The organism is Massilia aerilata (assembly GCF_042656905.1).
Classification (GTDB): Bacteria; Pseudomonadota; Gammaproteobacteria; order Burkholderiales; family Burkholderiaceae_D; genus Telluria; species Telluria aerilata.
Genome location: NZ_JBHSMZ010000008.1, coordinates 234,396 through 257,330 on the forward strand (window position 1 = coordinate 234,396; position 22,935 = coordinate 257,330).

General features: G+C 65.4%; 22 protein-coding genes. 16 read left to right on the forward strand and 6 right to left on the reverse strand.

Annotation, left to right across the window (positions count from 1 at the left end; translation table 11 throughout):
• Positions 1 to 223: 223 nt before the first annotated feature.
• The 4 genes from ACFPO9_RS13710 to ACFPO9_RS13725 all read left to right on the forward strand — a co-directional run bounded on the left by ACFPO9_RS13710 (position 224) and on the right by ACFPO9_RS13725 (position 3,859).
• Positions 224 to 1,456 (forward strand): hypothetical protein, encoded by a 1,233-nt coding sequence (locus ACFPO9_RS13710; protein ID WP_379771635.1) that lies wholly within the window; start codon positions 224 to 226, stop codon positions 1,454 to 1,456.
• A 65-nt stretch (positions 1,457 to 1,521) separates the two neighbouring features.
• Positions 1,522 to 2,400 (forward strand): MipA/OmpV family protein, encoded by an 879-nt coding sequence (locus ACFPO9_RS13715; protein ID WP_379771636.1) that lies wholly within the window; start codon positions 1,522 to 1,524, stop codon positions 2,398 to 2,400.
• Positions 2,401 to 2,402: 2 nt separating this feature from the next.
• Positions 2,403 to 3,083: a hypothetical protein gene (locus tag ACFPO9_RS13720; RefSeq protein WP_379771637.1), complete on the forward strand. Its 681-nt coding sequence runs from the start codon at positions 2,403 to 2,405 to the stop codon at positions 3,081 to 3,083.
• A gap of 26 nt (positions 3,084 to 3,109) precedes the next feature.
• Positions 3,110 to 3,859, forward strand: a complete 750-nt coding sequence (locus tag ACFPO9_RS13725) for an SDR family oxidoreductase (protein ID WP_379771638.1) — start codon at positions 3,110 to 3,112, stop codon at positions 3,857 to 3,859.
• Between the two features lie 13 nt (positions 3,860 to 3,872).
• On the opposite strand, the gene ACFPO9_RS13730 is transcribed toward ACFPO9_RS13725, so the two are convergent.
• Positions 3,873 to 4,559 carry a response regulator gene (locus ACFPO9_RS13730; RefSeq protein ID WP_230027611.1) on the reverse strand — a complete coding sequence of 229 codons (687 nt, stop codon included), beginning with the start codon at positions 4,557 to 4,559 and terminating at the stop codon, positions 3,873 to 3,875.
• Between the two features lie 254 nt (positions 4,560 to 4,813).
• On the opposite strand from ACFPO9_RS13730, the gene ACFPO9_RS13735 reads away from it, so the two are divergent.
• Complete coding sequence (locus ACFPO9_RS13735) at positions 4,814 to 7,045, forward strand: heparinase II/III domain-containing protein (protein WP_379771640.1); 2,232 nt, start codon at positions 4,814 to 4,816, stop codon at positions 7,043 to 7,045.
• 68 nt (positions 7,046 to 7,113) lie between these two features.
• Here the strand turns inward: ACFPO9_RS13735 and ACFPO9_RS13740 are convergent, their stop codons facing one another.
• The 3 genes from ACFPO9_RS13740 to ACFPO9_RS13750 form a co-directional block, all read right to left on the reverse strand.
• Positions 7,114 to 7,692: a superoxide dismutase gene (locus ACFPO9_RS13740; protein WP_379771642.1), complete on the reverse strand. Its 579-nt coding sequence runs from the start codon at positions 7,690 to 7,692 to the stop codon at positions 7,114 to 7,116.
• 95 nt (positions 7,693 to 7,787) lie between these two features.
• The gene (gene xseA / locus ACFPO9_RS13745; protein ID WP_379771643.1) at positions 7,788 to 9,149 is read right to left on the reverse strand and encodes an exodeoxyribonuclease VII large subunit; all 1,362 of its coding nucleotides are present in this window, start codon (positions 9,147 to 9,149) and stop codon (positions 7,788 to 7,790) included.
• A gap of 815 nt (positions 9,150 to 9,964) precedes the next feature.
• Positions 9,965 to 10,267, reverse strand: a complete 303-nt coding sequence (locus tag ACFPO9_RS13750) for a hypothetical protein (protein WP_379771644.1) — start codon at positions 10,265 to 10,267, stop codon at positions 9,965 to 9,967.
• A gap of 141 nt (positions 10,268 to 10,408) precedes the next feature.
• Between ACFPO9_RS13750 and ACFPO9_RS13755 the strand changes: the two genes are divergently transcribed.
• From ACFPO9_RS13755 to ACFPO9_RS13785, 7 genes are all read left to right on the forward strand, one after another.
• Positions 10,409 to 11,014 (forward strand): MotA/TolQ/ExbB proton channel family protein, encoded by a 606-nt coding sequence (locus tag ACFPO9_RS13755; RefSeq protein WP_036237285.1) that lies wholly within the window; start codon positions 10,409 to 10,411, stop codon positions 11,012 to 11,014.
• Entirely contained in the window at positions 11,014 to 11,466 is a 453-nt protein-coding gene (locus tag ACFPO9_RS13760) for an ExbD/TolR family protein (protein WP_230027662.1), read from the forward strand. Before ACFPO9_RS13755 ends, ACFPO9_RS13760 begins: the two co-directional genes overlap by 1 nt.
• Before the next feature lie 245 nt (positions 11,467 to 11,711).
• Positions 11,712 to 12,755, forward strand: a complete 1,044-nt coding sequence (gene lpxK, locus ACFPO9_RS13765; RefSeq protein ID WP_379771646.1) for a tetraacyldisaccharide 4'-kinase — start codon at positions 11,712 to 11,714, stop codon at positions 12,753 to 12,755.
• Complete coding sequence (locus ACFPO9_RS13770) at positions 12,736 to 12,909, forward strand: Trm112 family protein (protein WP_379771648.1); 174 nt, start codon at positions 12,736 to 12,738, stop codon at positions 12,907 to 12,909. Before lpxK ends, ACFPO9_RS13770 begins: the two co-directional genes overlap by 20 nt.
• 7 nt (positions 12,910 to 12,916) lie before the next feature.
• The gene (gene kdsB, locus ACFPO9_RS13775) at positions 12,917 to 13,669 is read left to right on the forward strand and encodes a 3-deoxy-manno-octulosonate cytidylyltransferase (protein ID WP_379771649.1); all 753 of its coding nucleotides are present in this window, start codon (positions 12,917 to 12,919) and stop codon (positions 13,667 to 13,669) included.
• A 160-nt stretch (positions 13,670 to 13,829) separates the two neighbouring features.
• Entirely contained in the window at positions 13,830 to 14,486 is a 657-nt protein-coding gene (adk, locus tag ACFPO9_RS13780) for an adenylate kinase (protein ID WP_379771650.1), read from the forward strand.
• Positions 14,487 to 14,655: 169 nt separating this feature from the next.
• Positions 14,656 to 16,863, forward strand: coding sequence for a sodium-translocating pyrophosphatase (locus ACFPO9_RS13785; RefSeq protein ID WP_379771651.1), 2,208 nt, complete (start codon positions 14,656 to 14,658; stop codon positions 16,861 to 16,863).
• On the opposite strand, the gene ACFPO9_RS13790 is transcribed toward ACFPO9_RS13785, so the two are convergent.
• Together ACFPO9_RS13790 and ACFPO9_RS13795 are read right to left on the reverse strand one after the other, a co-directional pair.
• Positions 16,787 to 17,323: a DsbA family protein gene (locus ACFPO9_RS13790; protein WP_379771652.1), complete on the reverse strand. Its 537-nt coding sequence runs from the start codon at positions 17,321 to 17,323 to the stop codon at positions 16,787 to 16,789. The genes ACFPO9_RS13785 and ACFPO9_RS13790 overlap by 77 nt on opposite strands.
• 74 nt (positions 17,324 to 17,397) lie before the next feature.
• Complete coding sequence (locus ACFPO9_RS13795) at positions 17,398 to 18,696, reverse strand: acetyl-CoA hydrolase/transferase family protein (protein WP_379771654.1); 1,299 nt, start codon at positions 18,694 to 18,696, stop codon at positions 17,398 to 17,400.
• 139 nt (positions 18,697 to 18,835) lie between these two features.
• Here ACFPO9_RS13795 and ACFPO9_RS13800 point away from each other — a divergent pair, with 139 nt between their 5' ends.
• The 4 genes from ACFPO9_RS13800 (at position 18,836) to ggt (ending at position 22,861) form a co-directional block, all read left to right on the forward strand.
• Positions 18,836 to 19,222 (forward strand): VOC family protein, encoded by a 387-nt coding sequence (locus ACFPO9_RS13800; RefSeq protein WP_379771656.1) that lies wholly within the window; start codon positions 18,836 to 18,838, stop codon positions 19,220 to 19,222.
• Between the two features lie 86 nt (positions 19,223 to 19,308).
• Positions 19,309 to 20,109: a hypothetical protein gene (locus ACFPO9_RS13805; RefSeq protein WP_379771658.1), complete on the forward strand. Its 801-nt coding sequence runs from the start codon at positions 19,309 to 19,311 to the stop codon at positions 20,107 to 20,109.
• A 91-nt stretch (positions 20,110 to 20,200) separates the two neighbouring features.
• Complete coding sequence (locus ACFPO9_RS13810) at positions 20,201 to 20,968, forward strand: 3-hydroxyacyl-CoA dehydrogenase (protein ID WP_379771659.1); 768 nt, start codon at positions 20,201 to 20,203, stop codon at positions 20,966 to 20,968.
• A gap of 108 nt (positions 20,969 to 21,076) precedes the next feature.
• Positions 21,077 to 22,861 carry a gamma-glutamyltransferase gene (ggt, locus tag ACFPO9_RS13815; RefSeq protein ID WP_379771660.1) on the forward strand — a complete coding sequence of 595 codons (1,785 nt, stop codon included), beginning with the start codon at positions 21,077 to 21,079 and terminating at the stop codon, positions 22,859 to 22,861.
• Positions 22,862 to 22,935: the final 74 nt, after the last annotated feature.

Sequence of the window (22,935 nt, forward strand, 5' to 3'; positions counted from 1 at the left end):
GTCTTGCTCATAGGCGGAATTGTATAGGAGTAATAATTAAAAAAACCATATCTTACAAAATCAAGACAAAAGCCTGACATGTCGAGGGGGATTCGCTTGCAAGCCATGCGTACGATGGCTACTCATCAGGTTTTTCCGTTTGGCCCACCTGATGCGCGACTGACGGTGGGCCTTTTTTTATTCCCCCAACAAGACTTCGTAGGAGAGGAAGCAGGAGATGGCGATGTTTGAACGTGCAAAGTTTTCGCTGCCGCTCGCCGGCGCAATCCTGGCAGCCGGATTGGCCGGCTGCGGTGGCGGTTCCAGCGCCCAGCCCGACCGCCAGGCAGGCCAGGTCAGCCAGGGCGTGGCCGTGGGTGAGCCGGCGCCGTCGCTGGTGATGACCGACTTCCAGAACATGGCGCGCGAAGCGAGCTGCGCCGAAAGCCGCAACCGCCTCTTCATCATCGACGGCAAGCAAGTCTTGTGGGACCGCGCCGGCAATTGCGCCGATGCCTCCTACGAACAGGTGCTGTTCGGCGCCAGGCCGGACCAGGTGCTGTGCTCGGCCGGCGACACCATTGCCGGCCCGCGCACCACCTGCCCGGACACGGCCTCGCGCGGCATGTTCGACACCATCGTCCAGAACCTCGACAAGGCCGACCTCGGCCTGGGCAGCGCCCACAAGGTCGAACGCTTCAGCTTCCTGCCGAAAGCCGGCACGCAGATGCCTTTCGAGCGCGTCGCCAAGGACAGCTTCTCCGGCGTCGTCGACAAGAAGAACCTGGTCATCAAGGATGAGGCCGCATGGGCCCGCCTGTGGACCGAACATACCGCCGGCCGCAACCCTGTGCCCGAACTGCCGAAGGTCGACTTCGGCAGCAAGATGCTGGTCGCCGTGTTTGCCGGCGAATCCGGCAGCGGCTGCCACACGATCGCGATTCCGCGCGTGGTCGCCGGCGCCGCCTCGATCCAGGTCGAGGTCGACGAGCGCGAACTGCAGACCTTCGATGTCTGCCCGGCCGTGCTCACCCATGCGATGCAGGTCGTGGCGATCGAGCGCAGCGATGCTCCGGTCGAGTTCGTCAAGCCTGGCGCGGGCACGGACATCGCGTTCAAGACGATCAGCCAGACCACCGCTTCCGGCGTGGAAGAAGCGCGCAACGTGGTGATCAAGGATGCCGAGGCCTGGAAACTGCTGTGGGCCTATCATGCGCCCGGGCAGCCGGCGCCGGTGGTCGATTTCGGCACCACCATGGTGGTCGGCGTCTTCATGGGCAGCACCAGCCCCTGCTACTCTACCTCGATTGCCGGCGTGCGCCGCGGCGACGGCAAGATCGTCGTGCAGAAAGTCGACCGGCATCCGCCGATCGGCGTGATGTGCGCGATGCTGGTGACCCACCCGGCGCACCTGGTGGCGATCGAGCGCAGCGAGCTGCCGGTCGAATTTGCGACAGAAGTCGTGCAGCAGAACTGACAGAGTTGGGAGAGGGAAGACAAGCACGTAGAATATTGTTTTCCTGAATCTTTTTACTCGGCTATATGAACAAGCTTCTCTCCTTCGTCCTGAGCGCCGGCGCCGTGGCAGGCTCGTTGGCCAGCGGCACGGTCCTGGCCCAGACGCCGGCCACCAATCCGATGCCGGACGGCAGCCGCGACATGTATGCCGGCCTCGGCTTGCAGTCGGCCGCGCGCTACGAAGGTTCGGGAAGCCGCAGGGTGTCCGCACTGCCGGTGCTCCAGGTTCAATGGAGCAACGGCGTCTTCGTTTCGGGGATGAGCGCAGGCATGCATCTGTCCAGTTCGCCCACTGTCGAGTACGGCCCGCTGCTGGCGATCCAGCCCGGCCGCGACGAATCCGGCACCGGCCTCGGCGCCGACGGCGTCGGTGCAAGCGGCCTGAACGGCATCGCCCCCGCCGCGCCGGGCGAGAAAGCCATGATCCTGAGCGGGCGCCTGGCCGGTATGGATGAGATCGGTGCGCGCCTGCAAGTCGGCGCCTTTTACAATACCTACCTGAATCCGCAGTGGCGCCTGACGTCGAGCCTGCTGGCCGGTGCGGGCAAGGACCATGACGGCGCGCGCCTGGACCTGGGCGTCCAGCGCCTGGCCTTCGTCGCCGGCGAGCGCCATCGCGTCTCGCTGTCGGCCGGCCTCGGCCTGGTCAACCGCCAGTACAACGAAAGCTATTTCGGCGTCACCCAGGCGGAATCCATGCGCAGCCGCTTTGCCGCCTGGCAGCCGGGCGGCGGCCTGCAGGACGTGCACCTGGGTGCGCGCTGGAACTGGGTCCTGGGCCCATCCTGGATGCTGAGCTCGAACCTGCAGGCCAAACGCCTGCTGGGCGATGCCGGCAAAAGCCCGCTTACCGAGCGGTCCACCAACCTGACGGTTTCGACCGCCCTCGCTTATCGATTCTGACGATGCGTCCCGTCCGACAATTCATCGCATCCCTTGCCCTGCTGCTGGCGGCCGGTTCGGCCGCCGCGCAGGCGCACGACGGGGATGCCCTGAGTTACCGGGACGCCTACCGGGCCATGGTGGTATTCGAGAAATATGGCGGCCCGAAAAACCTGCTGGTGAACCAGCTGCAAGTGCTGCCGAAAGAGCGCGGCGCGCTGGCCGAGGGCCTGCAGCTGAGCCTGTCCGGCCGCTCGACCCAGGTCAACCTGCCGCTCGACCCGCTGGGACGCACCGTGTTCCCGCTGCAGAAGGCCGCCTACGACGAGAATGCGGCCCTGTCCCTGAACCGCAAGGGCCTGGGCTTCAGCCTGCGCCCGCAGGTGTCGATCGCGGTGCGACCGGACGGCGTCTACGACATCGCCGAGCTGCGCGCCGCCTGCCTGCAGGCCCTTGACTTCGCACGCTACGTCGACGCCTCCCAGCGCGCGCGCCAGTGCGCCGGCGTGCGCTTGCTGTTCCCGAAAAAGGCCGAAGGCGGGGCGCGACTGCGCCGCCCGGACAGCCAGGAGCAGGCCTTGCCGCTGGCCGTGGGCGAGCCGGATGCGTTGCCGTCCGTGGTCTACCGTTTTGCCGGCAGCCCCGAGCGCGGCCAGGTGGCGACCTTCAATGCGCCGCTGGCGATTCTTCCCCTTTTCGAGTAAGCGCGTCATGCGCTATGCTCGAGCGCATGACCGATAAAACCATCCTCATCACCGGCGCCAGCCGCGGCATCGGCGCCGCCTGCGCGATGCTGGCCGCCGCGCGCGGCTACCGGGTCTGCATCAACTGCCGTTCCGATACCGTGCCCGCCCTGCAGCTCGTGCGCGCCATCGAAGATGCCGGCGGCAGCGCCTTCGCGGTGCAGGCCGATGTCTCGCGCGAAGACGAGGTGATGCGCATGTTCGCCGAACTCGACGCCCGCTACGGCCGCCTCGACGCCCTGGTCAACAATGCCGGCATCCTGGCGCGCCAGATGCGGGTCGAGCAGATGGATGCTTCCCGCATCGAGCGCATCTTCGCCACCAACGTCACCGGCAGCTTCCTGTGCGCGCGCGAAGCGGTGCTGCGCATGTCGACCAAGCGGGGCGGCGGCGGCGGCGCGATCGTCAACGTGTCCTCGCGCGCCGCCGTGCTCGGGGCCAGCGGGGAGTACGTCGACTATGCGGCCTCGAAAGCGGCGCTGGATGTGCTGACGATCGGGCTGGCGAAAGAGGTGGCCGGCGAAGGCATCCGCGTGAATGGCGTGCGGCCCGGGCTGATCGCCACGGAGATGCACGCCAGCGGCGGCGAACCGGGGCGCGTCGAGCGTCTGAAGAATTCGGTGCCGATGGGACGGGGCGGGGAGGCGGACGAAGTAGCGCGGGCCGTGCTGTGGCTGCTGTCCGATGAAGCTTCCTATACCACCGGCAGCTTCATCGATGTTTCTGGCGGACGTTGATTTTCTCAGGCGCTCAGTTCCACGCCGAGGGCGAGAACAGGTAACCCTCGCCCCACACGGTCTTGATCTTTTCCGACAGGTTGTCGTCGAACTTCTTGCGCAGCTTGGAGATGCAGTTGTCGATGCTGCGGTCCAGGCCATCGAACTCGATGCCGCGCATCTTCTTGAGCAGCTCGTCGCGCGACAGCACCCGGCCGGCCGCTTCGGCCAGCACCAGCAGCAGCTTGTACTCGGTATTGCTGAGCACGCAGGGCTGGCCGCGCCAGCTGACGCTGCGGTCGTTGGTCATGATGCGCAGGCCGCCGAATTCCAGCACCCGGGTATCCGGCGCCGCCTTCTGCTGGGTCCGGCGCAGCAGGGCGCGCAGGCGCGCCAGCAGCACGCGCGGCTGGACCGGCTTGTTGACGAAGTCGTCCGCGCCCTGTTCCAGGCCCGAGACTTCGTCATAGGTGTCTTCGCGCGCCGTCAGGATCAGGATCGGCACTTCCGACTGCTCGCGGATCTGGCGGCAGACGACCATGCCGTCCATGCCGGGCAGCATCAGGTCGAGCACGACGATATCGGGCTGGCTCTGCTTGAAATGCTCGAGCGCGGTGTCGCCGCGCGTGACGAGGTCCACCGAGAATTCATAACTGGACAGGTATTCCGTGACGAGTTCCGCCAGGCGGGGATCGTCTTCGACCAACAGTACACGATACATGATGCCTCCTTGAGCCCGGCATTGTATAAGAGCACGTCCCCCGAAAGCGCAATTGCCGTAAAGACTGGACATTTTGATACAGTTTCACGACAAAAGACGACTTGTAAGCGAAAAAATCCGCTGTGACGGATTTCTTTTGGTTACAGGGCCATGCGTTCAGCGCATACGCGGGCTGGCAGGCCTTCGGTGACATGAAAACGGTAGTATGCGAGCGGACCTCCGGCCGCCCGGGCCGGCATTCGCGGAGTAAGACCATGACATTGCATCGGAAAGGCATCATCGCTGCGGCAACCCTCAGTTCGCTTCTGTGGCCGCTGGTCGCGCGCGCCGACTGGACGCAATCGACGGATCCGCTGGTTGTCCGGGCGAACCCGTCCAACAGCGAGGTGCAACTGCAGAACCCGCCCACGTTCACCTGGGCCCGTTACCCGGGCAGTGCGGCCCGCTACGAGATCGAGATCGCAGCGGAGGGCGGGGCGCCGGCAAGCAGCACGGTCGACCGCAACTGGTACCTGCCGGCCAAGTCCCTGGCGTCCGGCAACTACACATGGCGCGTGCGCCCGGCCGGCTCGAGCGACTGGTCGGCACGGCGCAGCTTCTCGATCACCGGCAAGTCGATCACCTTCGAAGTGCCGGACAACGCCACGCTGCGCGTGCGCATCCTGGCCAATGCCCGGCCGCGTTCGCTGCCGTCCTCGTTCACGCCGGCCTCCGCCTGGAGCGCCGCCAGGAAGAAGGCGCTTGCACCCTACCTGAGCCGCCTGGTCAGCGAGGTCAAGCTGCAGATCGGGGCGCTGCCCGACCTCGACGATGCCCGCTGGCCGCTGGCGATCAAGGCGCCGCTGAGCGCGGCGATGGCCGCCCAGCAGCGGGAGATCGCGCACCGTGTCGACGAAGCGTCGCGCCAGCTGGAAGCGGCAGCCATCCTGTGGCGTCTGACGAAGGATCCCGCCTACCTGGACGAGGCATGCAAGCGCGGCGACCAGCTGGCCGGGCTGGGCCCGCAAGGGCCGACCAGCTATGCGAACCAGGACCAGGCGACACGCCAGGTCGCGCTGGCGCTGGTGAAGGCGGTCGACCTGCTGGCCGGCGACCTGGACAAGGGCCGCAAGGCAAGGTGGCTGAAGATCGTCAATGTGCGCGCGAACGACATGTTCCAGGACCTGGCCGCGGACCGCGGCCGCCTGGACGAGCATCCCTTCGATTCGCACGCCACCACGCTGCTCGGCTACATGGCGCTCATTTCGACGCTGGCGCTGGGCGAGCTGCCGGACGCGCAGAAGTGGTTCGACTTCAGCTTCCGTGCGCATGCCGGCATGCCGGACCCCTGGTCGGGCCAGGAAGGCGGCTATGCCAACGGTACCGCCTACGCGGAATACGCGGCCAGCTACATGATCGCGCTGTGGGACCCGATCCTCCAGGCCACCGGCGTGAACCTGTACGCCAAGCCGTGGACAGTGGGCTTCATGGATTTCCTGATCGAGTTCGTGCCGCCTGGCGCGCCCGTGCATGCCTTCGGCGACGGTGCCGAGACCAGGCCCGATGCGCGCGTGCTGCGCGCGCTCGCGAACCGCATGGTGTCGCCGCGCGCCGCCTGGTATGCGAGCAAATTGGCGGCGGCCGAGGATGCGCTGACCGTGTTCGAGGGACCCTACCCGATGCCCGTGACCGCTACTCGCCGCAAGCTCCAGCCGGCGAACGCGGCCTGGTTCCCCAGCATCGGCTGGGTGGCGATGCACCGCGACATCGGCGCGAAGGGCGACAGCGCGTTCTACTTCAAGTCCAGCCCCTACGGCTCGTTCAATCACAGCCATGGCGACCAGAACGGCCTGCTGCTGACCGTGGCCGGCCAGCCGCTGCTGGTCAAGGCAGGCTGGTATGACTGGTACGGCTCGCCGCAGTGGAGCGACTGGTACCGCCAGACCAGGTCGCAGAACGCGGTGACGTTCGATGGCGGCAAGGGCCAGCTGGTGGACGGCTACCGCGAGCAGCTGCGGCGCAACGGCCGCATCACCGCATTCTCGGCAAAACAAGCGTATGACTACGCGGAGGGCGACGCGACGGCGGCCTACGGCGGCCAGCTGACCCAGGCCGTGCGCCAGATCGTCTACCTGCATGGCCCGAACGCGATGGTGGTGCGCGACAAACTATCGGCGAAGGCGCCGCACACTTACGAGTTCAATCTGCATGCCCCTGGCCTCATAAAGATCGAAAGCCCGTCGAGCGTGAAGATAGTGGCAGGCCGCCAGTCCGTGTGCCTGCTCGACCTGAACGGCAACGCGCCCTTCGCCAAATGGACCGGACCCAGGCCGAAGAAGGGCGTGACGGAAGACCATGGCGCCTTCCATCTGAAGAACGACGGCGGATCGATGGCGGAATTCCTGGTGTTGCTGGACGTCGGCTGCAAGCGCCCGCGCGTGAGCGTGAAAGCCGAAGGGAGCTGGCGCATGGTGACGGTCGGCGGGCAGGCCTTCGGGTTCGATTGAAGTGCGGGCTTGAAAAGATACGGCCCGCACGTGGCGGGCCGTCACAGGCTACAGGATATTCCGCTTGATTACGCGAAGTTCTGGTTCACGAAGTCCCAGTTGACGATGTTCCACCACGATTCGACGAACTTCGGACGGGCGTTGCGGTAGTCGATGTAGTAGGCGTGCTCCCAGACGTCGACGGTCAGCAGGGCCTTGTTCTCGGTGGTCAGCGGGGTGCCGGCGTTCGAGGTGTTGACGATGTCGACGCTGCCATCGGTCTTCTTCACCAGCCAGGTCCAGCCCGAACCGAAGTTGCCCACGGCCGATTTCTGGAACTCTTCCTTGAACTTGTCGAACGAGCCCCACTTGGCGTTGATGGCGTCGGCCACCGGACCGGTCGGCGCGCCGCCGCCGTTCGGGGTCATGCAGTTCCAGAAGAAGGTGTGGTTCCATACCTGGGCGGAGTTGTTGAAGATGCCGCCCTGCGATTTCTTGATGATTTCTTCCAGGGACAGGTTTTCGAACTCGGTGCCCTTGATCAGGTTGTTCAGGTTGGTGACGTAGGCCTGGTGGTGCTTGCCATAGTGGAATTCCAGCGTTTCAGCCGACATGGTCGGCTGGAGGGCATCCTTGGCGTACGGCAGTGGCGGCAGAGTATGTTCCATGTCTTATTCCTTGATTGGTTGGAAACGGGTCGTTCTTCCTAAACGGTCGCATATTCTAAACCGGATGCGCGACGGTTGCATGTTTGGCTTTCGTTTCAATCAAGCAGGTCCTGTACGCTCGCCACGCCGACTTCGGCGCTGCCCTCGGCCAGCCGCACCACGATGGTGTCGCGCGGCTTGATCTGGCCTGGCGAGTGCAGCACCTTGCCCTTGGCATTGCTGACGATCGCATAGCCGCGCTCCAGCGTGCGCTGCGGGTTCAGCAGTTCAAGCTGGGCCGACAGCGCGCCGAGCCCCTCGCGCCGCTGGCGCAGCTGGCTGCTCATGCTGGCCGCCAGCTGGCGCCGTTCCGACGATAGCAGCGCCCGCAGCGAGCGCACATCCGGCAGGTGGCGAGCCCAGCGTTGCTGCAGCTGGGCCAGCAGCACGCCGTTGCGGTTGACCGGCGTGCGCACGGCATGCGTCAGACTGCTGGCCATGCCCAGGAGTTTCAGGCGCTGGTGGGCGATGCGGTCCGACGGGCTGATCATCCGGCGGCTGAGGCTGTCGAGGCCCTGGTTGGCCTCGGACAGGATGCGCTCCATGGCGCGGCGCAGGTCGCCGGCGTCCGCTTCCAGCGAGTTCATCCAATCGTCGCGGGCCGTCGCGGCCAGCTCGGCGGCGGCGGTCGGCGTGGCGGCGCGCAGGTCGGCGGCAAAGTCGGCGATCGTGAAGTCGGTCTCGTGGCCGACGCCCGAGATCACCGGCATCGAGGCGGCGGCAATGGCGCGCGCCACCACTTCCTCGTTGAAGCTCCACAAGTCCTCGATCGAGCCGCCGCCGCGGCAGACCAGCAGCACGTCCACTTCCTTCCGGCGCGAGGCGGTGGCGATGGCTTCGGCGATCTTCTCGGCCGCGCCCTGGCCCTGCACCGGGGCAGGGTAGAGCACCACACGCACGTGCGGTGCGCGGCGCTTCAGGGCGGTCAGGACGTCGCGCAGGGCCGCCGCCTGCAGGCTGGTGACGATGCCGATCGCGCGCGTGAACAGCGGCAGCGGCCGCTTGCGCTCCTGGTCGAACAGGCCCTCGTTGCCCAGCCTCTCCTTCAGGCGCATGAAGGCTTCGTACAGGGCGCCGACGCCGGCGCGGCGGATCGCCTCGACGTTGATCTGGTAGTCGCCGCGCGCGCCGTACAGGGTGACCAGGGCGCGCACCTCGACCTTGTCGCCTTCACGCGGCGTGAAGCCGGCGTACTGGGCGCGGCCGCGGAACATCACGGCGCGTACCTGGGCGGCATCGTCCTTCAGCGTGAAGTACCAGTGGCCGGACGCGGCGCGGGTGAAGTTCGAGATTTCGCCGGCTATCCACACCAGCGGGAAGGAACGCTCCAGCAGGCGCGCCACTTGCTGGTTGAGCGCGGTGACGGTAAGGACGGGCGGGGCGGCGTAGGCGGGATCGGCGTCGGATGGCGGGAACATAGGAATGGGCTTTTAACTGTCCACAAAAACATGGCTGCATATTGTGGGCGCCATATCTAAGGGTGTACAACAAATAGTTTTTGTAAACGCTTGATTTTTAATGTTAATTTCGCTGCCTGATTTCGATGCAGAAACAAAATTTCCTTACGGATCAAGCACTTGGCAAGTGTGGATGGCACTTGGCCACAATCTTATCCACAGAAATTGTGAGGAAGTGGATAAGCCAACCGGCTCATCCTTGCTGCGTAAAGAACAGGCATGCAGTTGTTTTATCAAGGCAATCAATGACTTAGCTTGCTGTTCGCGGTCTTGCTCACATTGTTTTCCACAATTTATGTGTAAACCTGGGCTATCCGGAGCCTGATTCAGTTCTACAGAGCATAAGTCATACTGTGCTCAAAAATGTTGCAGCACATGTTTATCCTTTAAATTCAAACACTTTGATCTTGATCAAGGTCCTTGCTCACAATCTTTTCCACAAAATTTGTGAAGAAGCACGGGCCGCAAAGAAGATTTCTGCGGCGAATGGCAATGCCTGGTTCAGGTGCAAGCCGGGCCGTCCATCGACCGCTCCCCGGTGTTCGTCAAGGATGGGACTATACCAGTCCAGCTTCAAGATTGCCGCCTACGCAAGCCGGACTGATATGGAGGCGCCTGCCTAAATTTTGTGCGTGCAGAGCTTTATTCTTTGGATTCAAACACTTGGACACTGGTCGCCGGGCTTGCGCACATCGTTTTCCACAGTTTATGTGCAAAGCCGGCATGAGTCGTGGATAAGTCTGGCTGCCCAAAAAACGGGCTCCGATACTTTTCCCTTATGAATCAAGGGGTTTGGTGCCGCTACGTGCGCTTGCGCACAATTTTGTCCACAAAAAATGTGCAGAAGCGGGCCGGGCTGTAGGCAAGTTACGCGGCTGCGGTGCTGCTACAAATTTAATCGCTAAAATTTCCATCAGTAAAATCAATGACTTACCGTATGGGAAGGGTATTCCACACAAATTTATCCACAGAAATTGTGGGCAAGTTTCATCCGGCCGGCGTGCCTTGGTTGCAACATGGAAATTGGATGAAGCGCCTGCCAAGTTTTTACGCATGGAAAAATATCCTTTAAGAATCAAGGATCTTTCCTGCAGTAAAGCCTCTTGCGCACACTTTTATCCACAGAAAGTGTGCAGAACTCTACTTGCCGCAAAGCTGGCAACACGTTACATTGCGCAATTCGTTTCCGCCTTGTTTTTCTACCCATTCAGGAGTTCCTTTTGCTCGCCATTCTTCAAGCCGCCGGCTGGCCCATCTGGCTGTTGCTGATTGCCTCGATCATCGCACTGGCGCTGATCATCGAACGCCTGATCTACCTGCGCCGCGAGAAAATCCTGCCGCGCCAGCTGCTCGACGAAGTCATCCAGGTCTATCGCAGCGGCAAGGTCACGCCCGACATCATCGACAAGCTGCAGACCAATTCGCCGCTGGGCGCCGTGCTGGCCGCCGCGCTGCGCAACGTCGACGCCCCGCGCGACGTGATGAAGGAGTCGATCGAAGAGGCGGGCAGGGGCGTGGCGCACGTGCTCGAGCGCTTCCTCACCACGCTCGGCACGATCGCTTCGCTGGCGCCGCTGATGGGCCTGTTCGGCACCGTGGTCGGCATGATCGAGATCTTCGGCGCCCAGAATGCGAGCGGCACGAATCCGGCCCAGCTGGCCCACGGCATCTCGGTGGCCCTGTACAACACCGGCTTCGGCCTGGCGATCGCGATGCCGGCGCTGGTGTTCTACCGCCACTTCCGCGCCCTGGTCGACAGCTTCATCATCGACATGGAGCTGCAGGCCGTGAAATTCGTCGACGTCGTCCACGGTGCCCGCAAATGATGGACTTCCGCCGCGGCCGCAAGCGCGAGGATCCGGAGATCAACCTGATCCCGTTCATCGACGTGCTGCTCGTGGTGCTGATCTTCCTGATGGTCACCACCACCTACAGCAAGTTCACCGAACTGCAGATCACCCTGCCGACCGCCGACGCCGAGAAGGCGATCGACAAGCCCTTCGAGATCAACGTGACCGTCGATGCCAAGGGTAACTACACCGTCAACAATGTGCCGGTCTCCTTCCACGGCGTGGCCGGCCTGGCCGAGGACCTCAGGCACGCCGCCGCGACCGGTCCGGACGGCCAGCCGCTGGCGAACCCGGCCAAGGACCCGGTGATCATCGTGAATGCCGACCAGTTCGCCATGCACCAGATGGTGATCAATGTACTGGAAGCAGCGCGGATGGCGGGGTATGACAAGCTGACGTTTGCGGCGCAGAGCGGCGGGCAGAAGTAAGCGCACCGCGTACATTTGAACCGTCGCCCCCGCGACCTTGCCCGTCGCCCCGCGACCTTTTCCATCGCCCCGCGACCTTTTCCATCGCCCCGCGACCTTTTCCATCGCCCCGCGACCTTATTTCGTCGTCCCCGCGCAGGCGGGGATCCAAGTTTGCAAGCGTTTCGTTAGCTCAAGCAGAACTTGGGTCCCCGCCTTCGCGGGGACGACGTGCTTGAGCTAACGCTTTTTGCTGACGGCCTGACATGGCATCTTCCCTCGAATCAACCCTCACCCGCGCCTGGCTCCGCCGCGGCCCCCTGGCCCTGGCCCTGTGGCCCCTGTCCCTGCTGTTCCGCCTCCTCGCCGCGCTGCGCGTAACCCTGTTCCGCGCCGGCATCCTGAAATCCGAGCGCCTGCCGGTCCCCGTCATCGTGGTCGGCAACATCTTCATCGGCGGCACCGGCAAGACCCCGCTCACCATCTGGCTGGTCGCGCAGCTGCGCGCCGCCGGCATGACACCCGGCGTGATCTCGCGCGGCCATGGCGGGGAAGGGGACAGCGGTCCGCGTGAAGTCCTGCCGGGCTCGAGCGCGCGCGAGGTGGGTGACGAGCCCTTGCTGATCGGCATGCGCAGCGGCTGCCCGGTCGTGGTCGGGCGCCGCCGCTTTGATGCCGGCCGCCACCTGCTGGAACGCCATCCGGAAGTGGACGTGCTGGTCACCGACGACGGCCTCCAGCACTACGCCTTGCAGCGCGACGTCGAGGTGGTGCTGTTCGACGGCCGCGGCGTCGGCAATGGCTGGACCCTGCCGGCCGGGCCGCTGCGCGAGCCGCCTTCGCGCCGCCGCGATTTCACGGTCGTGAACACGCCCGAGCTGACGCCCGCGCTGGCGCTGGCGGTCGGCGGCCGCCCCTACCGGATGCAGCTGGCCGGCGAGTACGCAGAACAGTTGCGCGACCCGCGGCAGCGCCTGCCGCTGTCCACGCTGGCCGAAACCATGGCCGGCAAGCGCATCGTGGCCGCCGCCGGCATCGGCAATCCGGCGCGCTTCTTCGGCATGCTCAAGGCGGCCGGGCTGCGGATCGAAGAGCTGCCGCTGCCCGACCACCACGACTTCCTCGACGACCCCTTCAAGGACCTCGATGCCGAGCTCATCCTGATCACGGAGAAGGATGCAGTAAAATGTCGGCAACTTGAACATCTGAACAACGACCCGCGCCTGTGGGTCGTCCCGGTCAACGCGCAGATCGATGCTGCGCTGGCCGCTCAAATCGTGGAGAAATGTCGTGGACGCCCGACTGCTTGATATCCTGGTCTGCCCCCTGTGCAAGGGACCGCTCGAATATGACAAGAAAGCGCAGGAACTGATCTGCCGCCCGGACCGCCTGGCCTATCCGATCCGCGACGGCATTCCGATCATGTGGGCCGACCAGGCCCGCAAGGTCGAGCCGTCGGTCTGATCCTGCCATGAGTTTCGTCGTCATCATCCCGGCCCGCCTGGCCTCGACCCGGCTGCCGAACAAGCCGCTCGCCGACCTGGGCGGCAAGCCGATGGTGGTGCGCGTGGCCGAGCGCGCCCGGGAATCCGGCGCCGGGCGTATCGTCGTCGCCACCGACCACCCCGACATCCTGGCTGCCTGCGCCGAGCACGGCATCGAAGCCTGCCTGACGCGCGCCGACCATCCGTCCGGCACCGACCGCATCGCCGAAGTCGCGCGCACGCTCGGGCTGCCGGATGACGCCGTGGTGGTCAACCTGCAGGGCGACGAGCCGCTGATCGACCCGGCCCTGCTGTCCGCCTGCGCCGCCCGCATCGGCCGCGAGGTGCCGATGGCCACCTGCGCCCATCCGCTGCACGAGGCTGCGGACGCCTTCAATCCGAACGTGGTCAAGGTCGTGCTCGACAAGCTCGGCCGCGCTTTGTATTTTTCGCGCGCCACCATCCCCTGGCATCGCGACGCCTTCGCGCAAAGCCGCGAGCAGTTGCCGGCAGGCTATGTCCCGCTGCGCCATATCGGCTTGTATGCTTATAGCAACGCTTTCCTGCAACAATATCCGCAGCTGGAGCCCTCGCCGCTGGAAACGATCGAAGCGCTGGAACAGCTGCGCGTGCTCTGGCATGGCGTGCCGATCGCCGTCCATGTGACCGACAGCGCGCCGGCAGCGGGCGTCGATACGCCGGAAGACCTGGTGCGGGTGCGCGCTTTCTACGCATCTTGATCCGGTTGGAAATATCTTCGGATACGGTCTGCGTCATCTCAAGCAGCCCCTGCGATCGATTCCCCGCAGTGGCGTTTAGTGCTGCTTTTGTGGTAACTTTCGTATCCAGTTAGTCAAATATGCATCAACATCTGCATCAACACCTTTTAGGAAATCCTTCATGCGTCTCATTCTGTTAGGAGCCCCCGGCGCCGGTAAAGGCACCCAGGCGAATTTCATTAAAGAAAAATACAACATCCCCCAGATCTCCACCGGCGACATGCTGCGTGCCGCCATCAAGGCCGGCACCGAGCTGGGCCTGGCAGCGAAAAAGGTGATGGACGCAGGCCAGCTGGTGTCGGACGACATCATCATCGGCCTGGTGAAGGAGCGCCTGAAGGACGCCGATTGCGCCAATGGTTACCTGTTCGACGGCTTCCCGCGCACCATCGCGCAGGCCGACGCCATGAAGGAAAGCGGCGTCACCATCGATTACGTGCTGGAAATCGACGTGCCGGACGAGATGATCGTCGAGCGCATGACCGGCCGCCGCACCCACCAGCCTTCGGGCCGCGTGTACCACGTCAAGTTCAACCCGCCCAAGGTGGAAGGCCAGGACGACGTCACCGGCGAGCCGCTGGTCCAGCGCGACGACGACCAGGAAGAGACCGTCAAGAAGCGTCTGGCCGTCTACCATAACCAGACCGAAGTTCTGCTCGGCTATTACAACAAGTGGGCCCAGTCGGGCCTGCCCGGCGCGCCGAAATACCGCAAGATCACGGGCGTGGGCCCGGTCGATCAGGTGCGCGAAGCGGCGTTCGCCGCGCTGGCCGAGTAAGCCGGGCACATCTATACAGGCGGCCTTTCGGGGCCGTCGAAGAGTTTTCCGGGCGCCGCACATCGCGCCGCCCGTTGGCTCCGGATGACATTCGCCATCCGTCCAGGTTTTTGGATCCAAGTTTCGCAACACTGCGTAGTACTTGATCGAAGGACAATGGGGGAACAATATGGCATTGGCATCCACACAGCTGGGCTTCGCCGTCGCATGCGGCGTCATCGCGGTACTTTACGGGTTGTGGTCACGAAGCTGGATCCTGCAACAGGATCCCGGCAACGGCCGCATGCAGGAAATCTCGCTGGCCATCCAGCAGGGCGCGTCGGCCTACCTGGCGCGCCAGTACCGCACCATCGCCATCGTCGGCGTCGTCCTGCTGATTGCCATCTTCTTCCTTCTCGGCGGGCTCACCGCGGCCGGCTTCCTGGCCGGGGCCGTGCTGTCCGGCGCCTGCGGCTTCATCGGCATGAACGTCTCGGTGCGGGCCAACGTCCGCACCGCCCAGGCCGCTTCGCACGGACTGGACCGGGCTCTCGACGTCGCCTTCCGCGGCGGCGCGATCACCGGCATGCTGGTGGTAGGCCTGGGGCTGCTCGGCGTCTCGCTGTTCTACTGGTTCCTGATCGCGGCCACCGGGCCGTCGCTGACGCCGCATGACGCCATCCAGCCGCTGGTCGGCCTGGCCTTCGGCGCCTCGCTGATCTCGATCTTCGCGCGCCTGGGCGGCGGCATCTTCACCAAGGGCGCCGACGTCGGCGCCGACCTCGTCGGCAAGGTCGAGGCCGGCATTCCCGAGGACGATCCGCGCAACCCGGCCGTGATCGCCGACAACGTGGGCGACAACGTCGGCGACTGCGCCGGCATGGCGGCCGACCTGTTCGAGACCTATGTCGTGACCCTGGTCGCCACCATGCTGCTGGGGGCGCTCATGGTGCCGGCCACCGGCAGCGCGGCGGTCATCTTCCCGATGCTGCTGGGCGCGGTGTCCATCATCGCCTCGATCGTCGGCTGCATGATGGTCAAGAACAAGCCCGGCAAGAAGATCATGTCGGCCCTGTACACGGGGCTGTGGTGGGCGGCCGGCCTGTCGCTGATCGGCTTCGCCGTCGTCACCTGGATGGTCTGGGGCGAGGACGCGATGCGCTGGCGCATGCTGGGCTGCGCCCTGGTCGGCATCGTGCTGACCGGCCTGATGGTCTACATCACCGAGTACTACACCGGCACCGAGTTCCACCCCGTGCAGCACATCGCCGAGGCCTCGACCACCGGCCACGGCACCAACATCATCGCCGGGCTGGGCGTGTCCATGAAGTCGACCTCCTACCCGGTGCTGGTGGTGTGCGCCGCGATCCTGGTGGCCTACGCGCTGGGCGAACTGTACGGCATCGCGATCGCCGCCACCTCGATGCTGTCGATGGCCGGCATCATCGTCGCGCTGGACGCCTACGGGCCGATCACCGACAACGCCGGCGGCATCGCCGAGATGAGCGGCCTGCCGGACAGCGTGCGCGCCGTCACCGATCCGCTGGATGCGGTCGGCAACACCACCAAGGCCGTCACCAAGGGCTATGCAATCGGCTCGGCCGGCCTTGCCGCGCTGGTGCTGTTCGCCGACTACACGCATGCACTGGAGGCACGCGGCACCCATATGAGCTTCGAGCTGTCGAATCCGATGGTGATCGTCGGCCTGTTCATCGGCGGCCTGGTGCCCTACCTGTTCGGGGCGCTGGCGATGGAGGCGGTGGGGCGGGCCGCCGGCGCCGTGGTGGTCGAGGTGCGGCGCCAGTTCCGCGAGATCGTCGGCATCATGGACGGCACCGGCAAGCCGGAGTATGACAAGGCCGTCGACATGCTGACCGCTTCGGCGATCCGCGAGATGGTGCTGCCTTCGCTGTTGCCGGTGGTGGTGCCGGTGGCGGTCGGGATGCTGCTGGGCCCGGCGGCGCTGGGCGGCATGCTGATGGGGACCATCGTGACCGGCCTGTTCGTGGCGATCTCGATGACCACCGGCGGCGGCGCCTGGGACAATGCCAAGAAGTACATCGAGGACAACCACTTCGGCGGCAAGGGCTCGGATGCGCACAAGGCGGCCGTCACCGGCGACACCGTGGGCGACCCCTACAAGGACACGGCCGGCCCGGCGGTGAATCCGCTCATCAAGATCATCAACATCGTCGCGCTGCTGCTGGTGCCGCTGCTGCCGGTCGGCGGTGGCTGGCTGGCCGTCAAGGCGCCGCAGATGACGCCGCAGATGATGCGCGCGCCCGGTGCGCCGCCGCCCTCGGCGGTGGCCACGCGGACGCTCAGCGCCCCAGTGCCGCCGTCAGCGCTTGCCGCAGCGACGCCTGGTCCGAATCGCCCCGATAGCGTTCGCCGTTGATGAAGAAGGTCGGTGTCTTGCTGGCGCCGTCCTGGTGGGCGCGTTCCAGGTCGCCCTGAATGCGCGGGCGATGGCGGCGCTCCAGGACCTCGGCGCGGAAGCGTTCGATGTCGAGGTCCAGGCTTTCCGCCAGCACCGCCAGGTCCTGCTTGTCCATGACCGTGCGCTGCTGCTCGAACAGGATGTCGTGCATGTCCCAGAACTTGCCCTGGCTGGCGGCGGCTTCGGCCGCTTCCGCCGCCAGTTCGGCCAGCGGGTGCAGGTCGGCCAGCGGCAGGTGGCGGAACACCAGCCGGATGCCGCCCAGCTCATCGGCCAACTCGGCGCTCAAGCCGCTCAGCGCTTCGTGCGCCCGCGCACAGTAGGGGCACTGGAAGTCGCCGTATTCGATCAGGGTCAGCGCCGCATCCTGCGGGCCGCGCACGTGTTCATCGGGGCCGATCCGGTCCACACGATCCATGAAATCTCCTGTGTTCGCAATGGAGTGCATCATGGCATGCGTGCAGGATCGCCGCCGCGAGTTTCGCGCAGGAATCAAAACACGCACATCTTGTCGGCTTCTTCACGCAGCCACGGCCGAAAATCCGGATGCGCAATCGCAATCAGCGCCTGCGCCCGCTGCTTGGCCGACTTGCCGCGCAGCTGGGCCACGCCCCATTCGGTGACCACGTAGTTGACGTCGTTCTTGCTGGTGGTGGCATGAGTGCCGGGCGAGAGCGTCGGCACGATGCGCGAGAGCGTGCCGTCCTTGGCTGTCGAGGGCAGCACGATGAAGGACTTGCCGCCGCGCGAGCGGTTGGCGGCGCGCACGAAGTCGACCTGGCCGCCGGTGCCGGAATAGGGCAGGTGGCCGATGCTCTCGCTGCCGCACTGGCCCAGCAGGTCGACCTGCAGGCTGGCGTTGATCGTCACCAGCTTGTCGTTCTGGCCGGCGATGTAGGGGTCGTTGGTGAAGTTGGACGGGTGCATCTCCAGCATCGGGTTGTGGTGCATGAACTCGTACAGCTTGCGCGAGCCGAGCGCGAAGGTGGCGACCATCTTGCCGGGCAGGAGGGTCTTCTTGCTGTTGTTGACCGCGCCGGACTCGACCAGGGTCAGGATGCCGTCGCCGATCATCTCGGTGTGGATGCCGAGGTCGCGCTTGCCCGTCAGCTGCATCACCACCGCGTCCGGGATGCCGCCGTAGCCGATCTGCAGGGTCGAGCCATCCTCGATGTGCTCGGCCACCAGGGCGCCGATGGCTTCCTGCACCGGCCCGATCCTCGGCAGGCCGACTTCCAGGATCGGCTCTTCGCTTTCGACGATGCTGCTTACCTGCGACAGGTGGACGTGGCACTGGCCGTGGGTGAAGGGCACGTTGGGATTCACCTCGAGCACCACCGCGCGCGCCCTGGCGACCGCCGCCATCGTGTAGTCGGCGCCCAGGCTGAGGGCGAAGTGGCCGGACGCGCTCATCGGCGAAGCCATGGCAAACACGACGTCGGCGGGCATCAGGCCGCGCTCGATCAGGGCCGGGATCTCGGAAAAATAATTCGGGATGAAGTCGCACCAGCCGCCCTGGCCGCCGGCGCGCGAGGCGCCGCCGAAGAACAGCGCGGCGTGGCGCACGTGGGGCCGGCAAGCCGGGTCGAAATAGCCGTACTTGCGCATCGCCAGGATCTGGGCGACCTTGATGTCATTGAAGCGCCGGTGCTGTTCGGACAGCGCATGCAGCAGGGTGGGCGGCTCGCCGACGCCGGTCGGCACGACGATCATGTCACCGTCGAGCAAGTGGTCGAGGGCGTCGAGGGCGCTGCCGCGCTTCGACTGATACATCTCCTGCAGGTTCTGCATGGTCGTCTCCTGTCGTTTTTTGTAGGATGCATCGATGCTTTCCAGCATAGCAAACTACCTGCGGAAGATGACAGGGACCTGACAGCTTATGCTAGAGTGAAACAGTTTTAAACCGACAACTTTTCCAAGCGGAGACCGTATGAAACGCGTGACTGGCATTGGCGGCATTTTCTTCAACGCGAAAGACCCGGCGACGATGCGCGCCTGGTACAAGCAGCATCTCGGCATCGACGTGATGGACTGGGGCGGCACCGCCTTCAGCTGGAGCGACGACGAGGGCAAGCCGACCGGCGGCATGACCGTGTGGTCGATCAACGGGGCCGACACCACGCTTTACGAGCCGAGCAAGTCCAGCTTCATGATCAACTACCGCGTCGCCGACCTGGCCGCGCTGCTGCAGGCCCTGCGCGACGAGGGCTGCCAGGTGCTGGAGAAAACCGAGGACGGTGAATACGGCAAGTTCGGCTGGGTCATCGACCCCGAAGGCAACAAGGTCGAACTGTGGGAGCCGCCGCCGGGGCAGTAAGGTCTTCATGCCGGGGGAGGGCAGGCGCGCGCCCTCCGCCACCACGGCGGCCGATAATGGACTCATCCAGCTAAACGAGGTGAGCCATGAAACAGATCCTCCTATCCGGTGCGATCGCGCTGCTTGCGGGCGCGGGGGCGACGGCGCAGGTCCAGGCGCAGCAATCCCAGGCGCAGCCGCAAGTCCAGAGCCCCCAGCAAACCCAGCAGGCACAGCAGGCCCGCCAGCAGGCCGAAGCCTTCCTGCGCAAGGAAGAATCCGCCGCCACCGGGCGCCAGACCCAGAGCACGGACCGCGCCAACCAGGACGCCACCGTGGCCGACGAGGCGGCCGGCCACAGCGATGCCGCCCGGCCCGCGCGCACCACCGATCCGAATAGCGGCGCGAACGCGCTCCCGCCTTCCACGCGGCCGAGCGGCAGGTCGCAGGGGCCCAGCTACGGTCCGGTGCTGAACCCGCGCCAGCCGCAGGCCGGCGATCCGGCGCGCAAGGACCCGGCCGAGGTCCACGACGAGACCGACAGCCTGACGCGCGAGGCGCCGCCCCCGCAGTCGCAGCAGCCATCGCAGCAGCCGAAGCCGAAGCAGCAGAAGCAGGCCAGGCAGGCGCCGCGCCGGCGCGAAGCGTGGCAGCCCGCGGGCCCGCTGGCGCCGCGTCCGTTGAGCGGGAATGAGGCCGCGGCGATCGGCGATGTCGCCGTCCCGGTGCCGGCGCCGGCCCAGGCGCCGCAGCCGGTGCTACCGAGTACGACGCCGCTGAATTCCTGCGTCGGCGGGGCTTGCCGCGATGCCGCCGGCGCCACTTACAACCTCGGCACCACCGGCTCCGGCGTCAACAGCGCCGGGCGGCCATGCACCCGCAACGGCGCGACCGTCCAGTGCTTGTAAACATGGCGTTGAAGGCTGAAGCTCGCTACAATCCGGGAGTTGACGTTTACGTAAACGTTAGACCTACCTAATTCCTGGAGGAGACAGCAGCATGCAGATTCAGAACAACGTATTCATCGTCACCGGCGGCGCGTCGGGCCTGGGCGCCGCCACCGCGCGCATGATCGTCGACGCCGGCGGCATGGTCGTGCTGGCCGATGTGCAGCTTGACGCGGGCGAGAAACTGGCCGCCGAGCTGGGCGCCGGCAAGGCGCGCTTCGTGAAGTGCGACGTGACTTCGGAAGCCGACGGCATGGCGGTGGTCGAAGCGGCGACCGCCATGGGCACGGTCCGCGGCCTGGTCAACTGCGCCGGCGTGGCGCCCGCCATCAAGACCGTCGGCAAGGACGGCCCGCACCCGCTGGACGCCTTCCAGCGCGCGATCAACATCAACCTGGTCGGCACCTTCAACATGTGCCGCCTGGCGGCCGACGCGATGGGCAAGACGGAAGGCCTGGAGCACGGCGAGCGCGGCGTGATCATCAACACCGCGTCGGTCGCGGCCTTCGACGGCCAGATCGGCCAGGCCGCCTACGGCGCTTCGAAGGCCGGCGTGGCCGGCATGACGCTGCCGATGGCGCGCGACCTGTCGCGCAGCGGCATCCGCGTGATGACCATCGCCCCGGGCATCTTCGAGACCCCGATGCTGATGGGCATGCCGCAGGAAGTGCGCGATGCGCTGGGCAAGATGGTTCCCTTCCCACAGCGTCTCGGCATGCCGGGCGAATACGCCCACCTGGCCAGGACCATCATCGAAAACACGATGCTGAACGGCGAAACGATCCGCCTGGATGGCGCGATCCGCATGCAGCCGAAGTAAGTGTGCATGTGAGCGCTTTGCCAATTTAGGGTAGGATGCTCCGTGATATCGGGCGCACAGGCCGGCCACATCGCCGGCCGCGCGCCCTGTTTTTTTCCGGAGAACCGAATGAAGTTGAAGTGCAAACTGCTCGCCATCGCAGCCTTCCTGGCCTGCGCCCAACACCTCCCCGTCCTTGCCCAGGACTCGCTCCAGAAATCCCCCGAAGCCGGCAGCGGTTTCACCGAGAAAGCCGGCTGGGCCGCGCGCAAGTACATGGTTGCGGCCGCCAATCCGCTTGCGGTCGAGGCGGGCTACGAGATGCTGAAGCAGGGCGGCACCGCGATCGACGCCGGCATCGCGTCCCAGCTGGTTCTCACTCTGGTCGAGCCGCAGTCGTCCGGCATCGGCGGCGGCGCCTTCCTGATGTATTACGACGGCAAGAAGGTGCAGGCTTTCGATGGCCGCGAGACCGCGCCCTCGAAGGCCGACGAGCATTTGTTCCAGCATCCGGACGGCACGCCGCTGTCGCGCACCGAAGGTATCGTCGGCGGCCGTTCGACCGGCGCGCCGGGCGTGCTGCGCATGATGGAACTGGCCCACAAACAGCATGGCAAGCTGCCCTGGAAGACCCTGTTCGGGCCGGCGATCCGCCTGTCCGAGAACGGCTTCAAGGTCAGCCCGCGCCTGAACGGCCTGCTGGCCTGGGATCCGCATATCCGCAAGGACCCGGCCGCGCGCGCCTATTTTTACGGCCCGGACGGCAATCCGCGTCCGGTCGGCTATCTGCTGAAGAACCCGGCGCTGGCCAAAACCCTGCGCGAGATCGCCGAGGGCGGCGCCGAAGTCTTCTATGAAGGCCGTATCGCGCGCGACATCGAGGCCAAGGTCAAGAGCCACCCGACCAATCCGGGCCTGCTCACCGCCGCCGATATCGCCGCCTACCAGCCCAAGCTGCGCGAGCCGGTCTGCAACGATTACCGCAGCTACACCGTGTGCGGCATGCCGCCGCCATCCTCGGGCGGCATCGCGGTGGCCCAGATGCTGGGCATGTTCGAGACCCGCGACATGAAGGCGCTGGCGCCGAGCAATGGCATCCCGGGGCTTGAGGCGGTGCACCTGTTCTCGGAAGTCGGGCGCCTGGCCTATGCCGACCGCGACCGCTACGCCGCCGACACCGATTTCGTGCCGCTGCCGGGGCGCGGCATCCCGGCCCTGCTGGACAAGCACTACCTGGCAAAGCGCGCCAGCCTGATCGGGCCGCGCTCGATGGGCAAGGCCGAGGCCGGCAACCCGCCGGGCGTCGAGACCGCCTGGAACTGGGGTCTCGACAATTCGATCGAAGCACACTCCACTTCGCACATCGTGGCGGTCGACCAGTACGGCGCCGGCCTGTCGATGACCACCAGCGTCGAGGATGCCTTCGGCTCGCGCCAGATGGTCGACGGTTTCATCCTCAACAACCAGCTGACCGACTTTTCCTTCGACTCGAAGGACGCTAGCGGCCCGATCGCCAACCGCGTCGAGCCGGGCAAGCGTCCGCGCAGCGCGATGAGCCCGACGATCGTCTTCGACAAGAAGACCGGCCGCTTCGTCGAGGCGATCGGTTCGCCGGGCGGCCCGCTGATCATCAACTACGTGGCCAAGGTCCTGGTCGGCACCCTGGACTGGGGCCTGAACATGCAGCAGGCGATCGCCTTGCCGAACTTCGGCAGCCGCAACGGTCCGACCGAGCTGGAAGCGGGTCGCTTCCCCTCCGCGACCATCGAGGCGCTGAAGGCGCGCGGGCATGCGGTCCGTATCGGCGAACAGACCTCGGGCCTGCAGGGCATCGAGCGCATGGAACTGCACGGCGTGTCGCTGTGGTTCGGCGGCGCCGATCCGCGCCGCGAAGGTGTGGCAAAAGGCGACTAAAACGATAGCAAAAGAATAATTATTCCACTCGGTAGGGCCAGAGTTTGCTACTCTTGCCGGGTGGATATTAAACA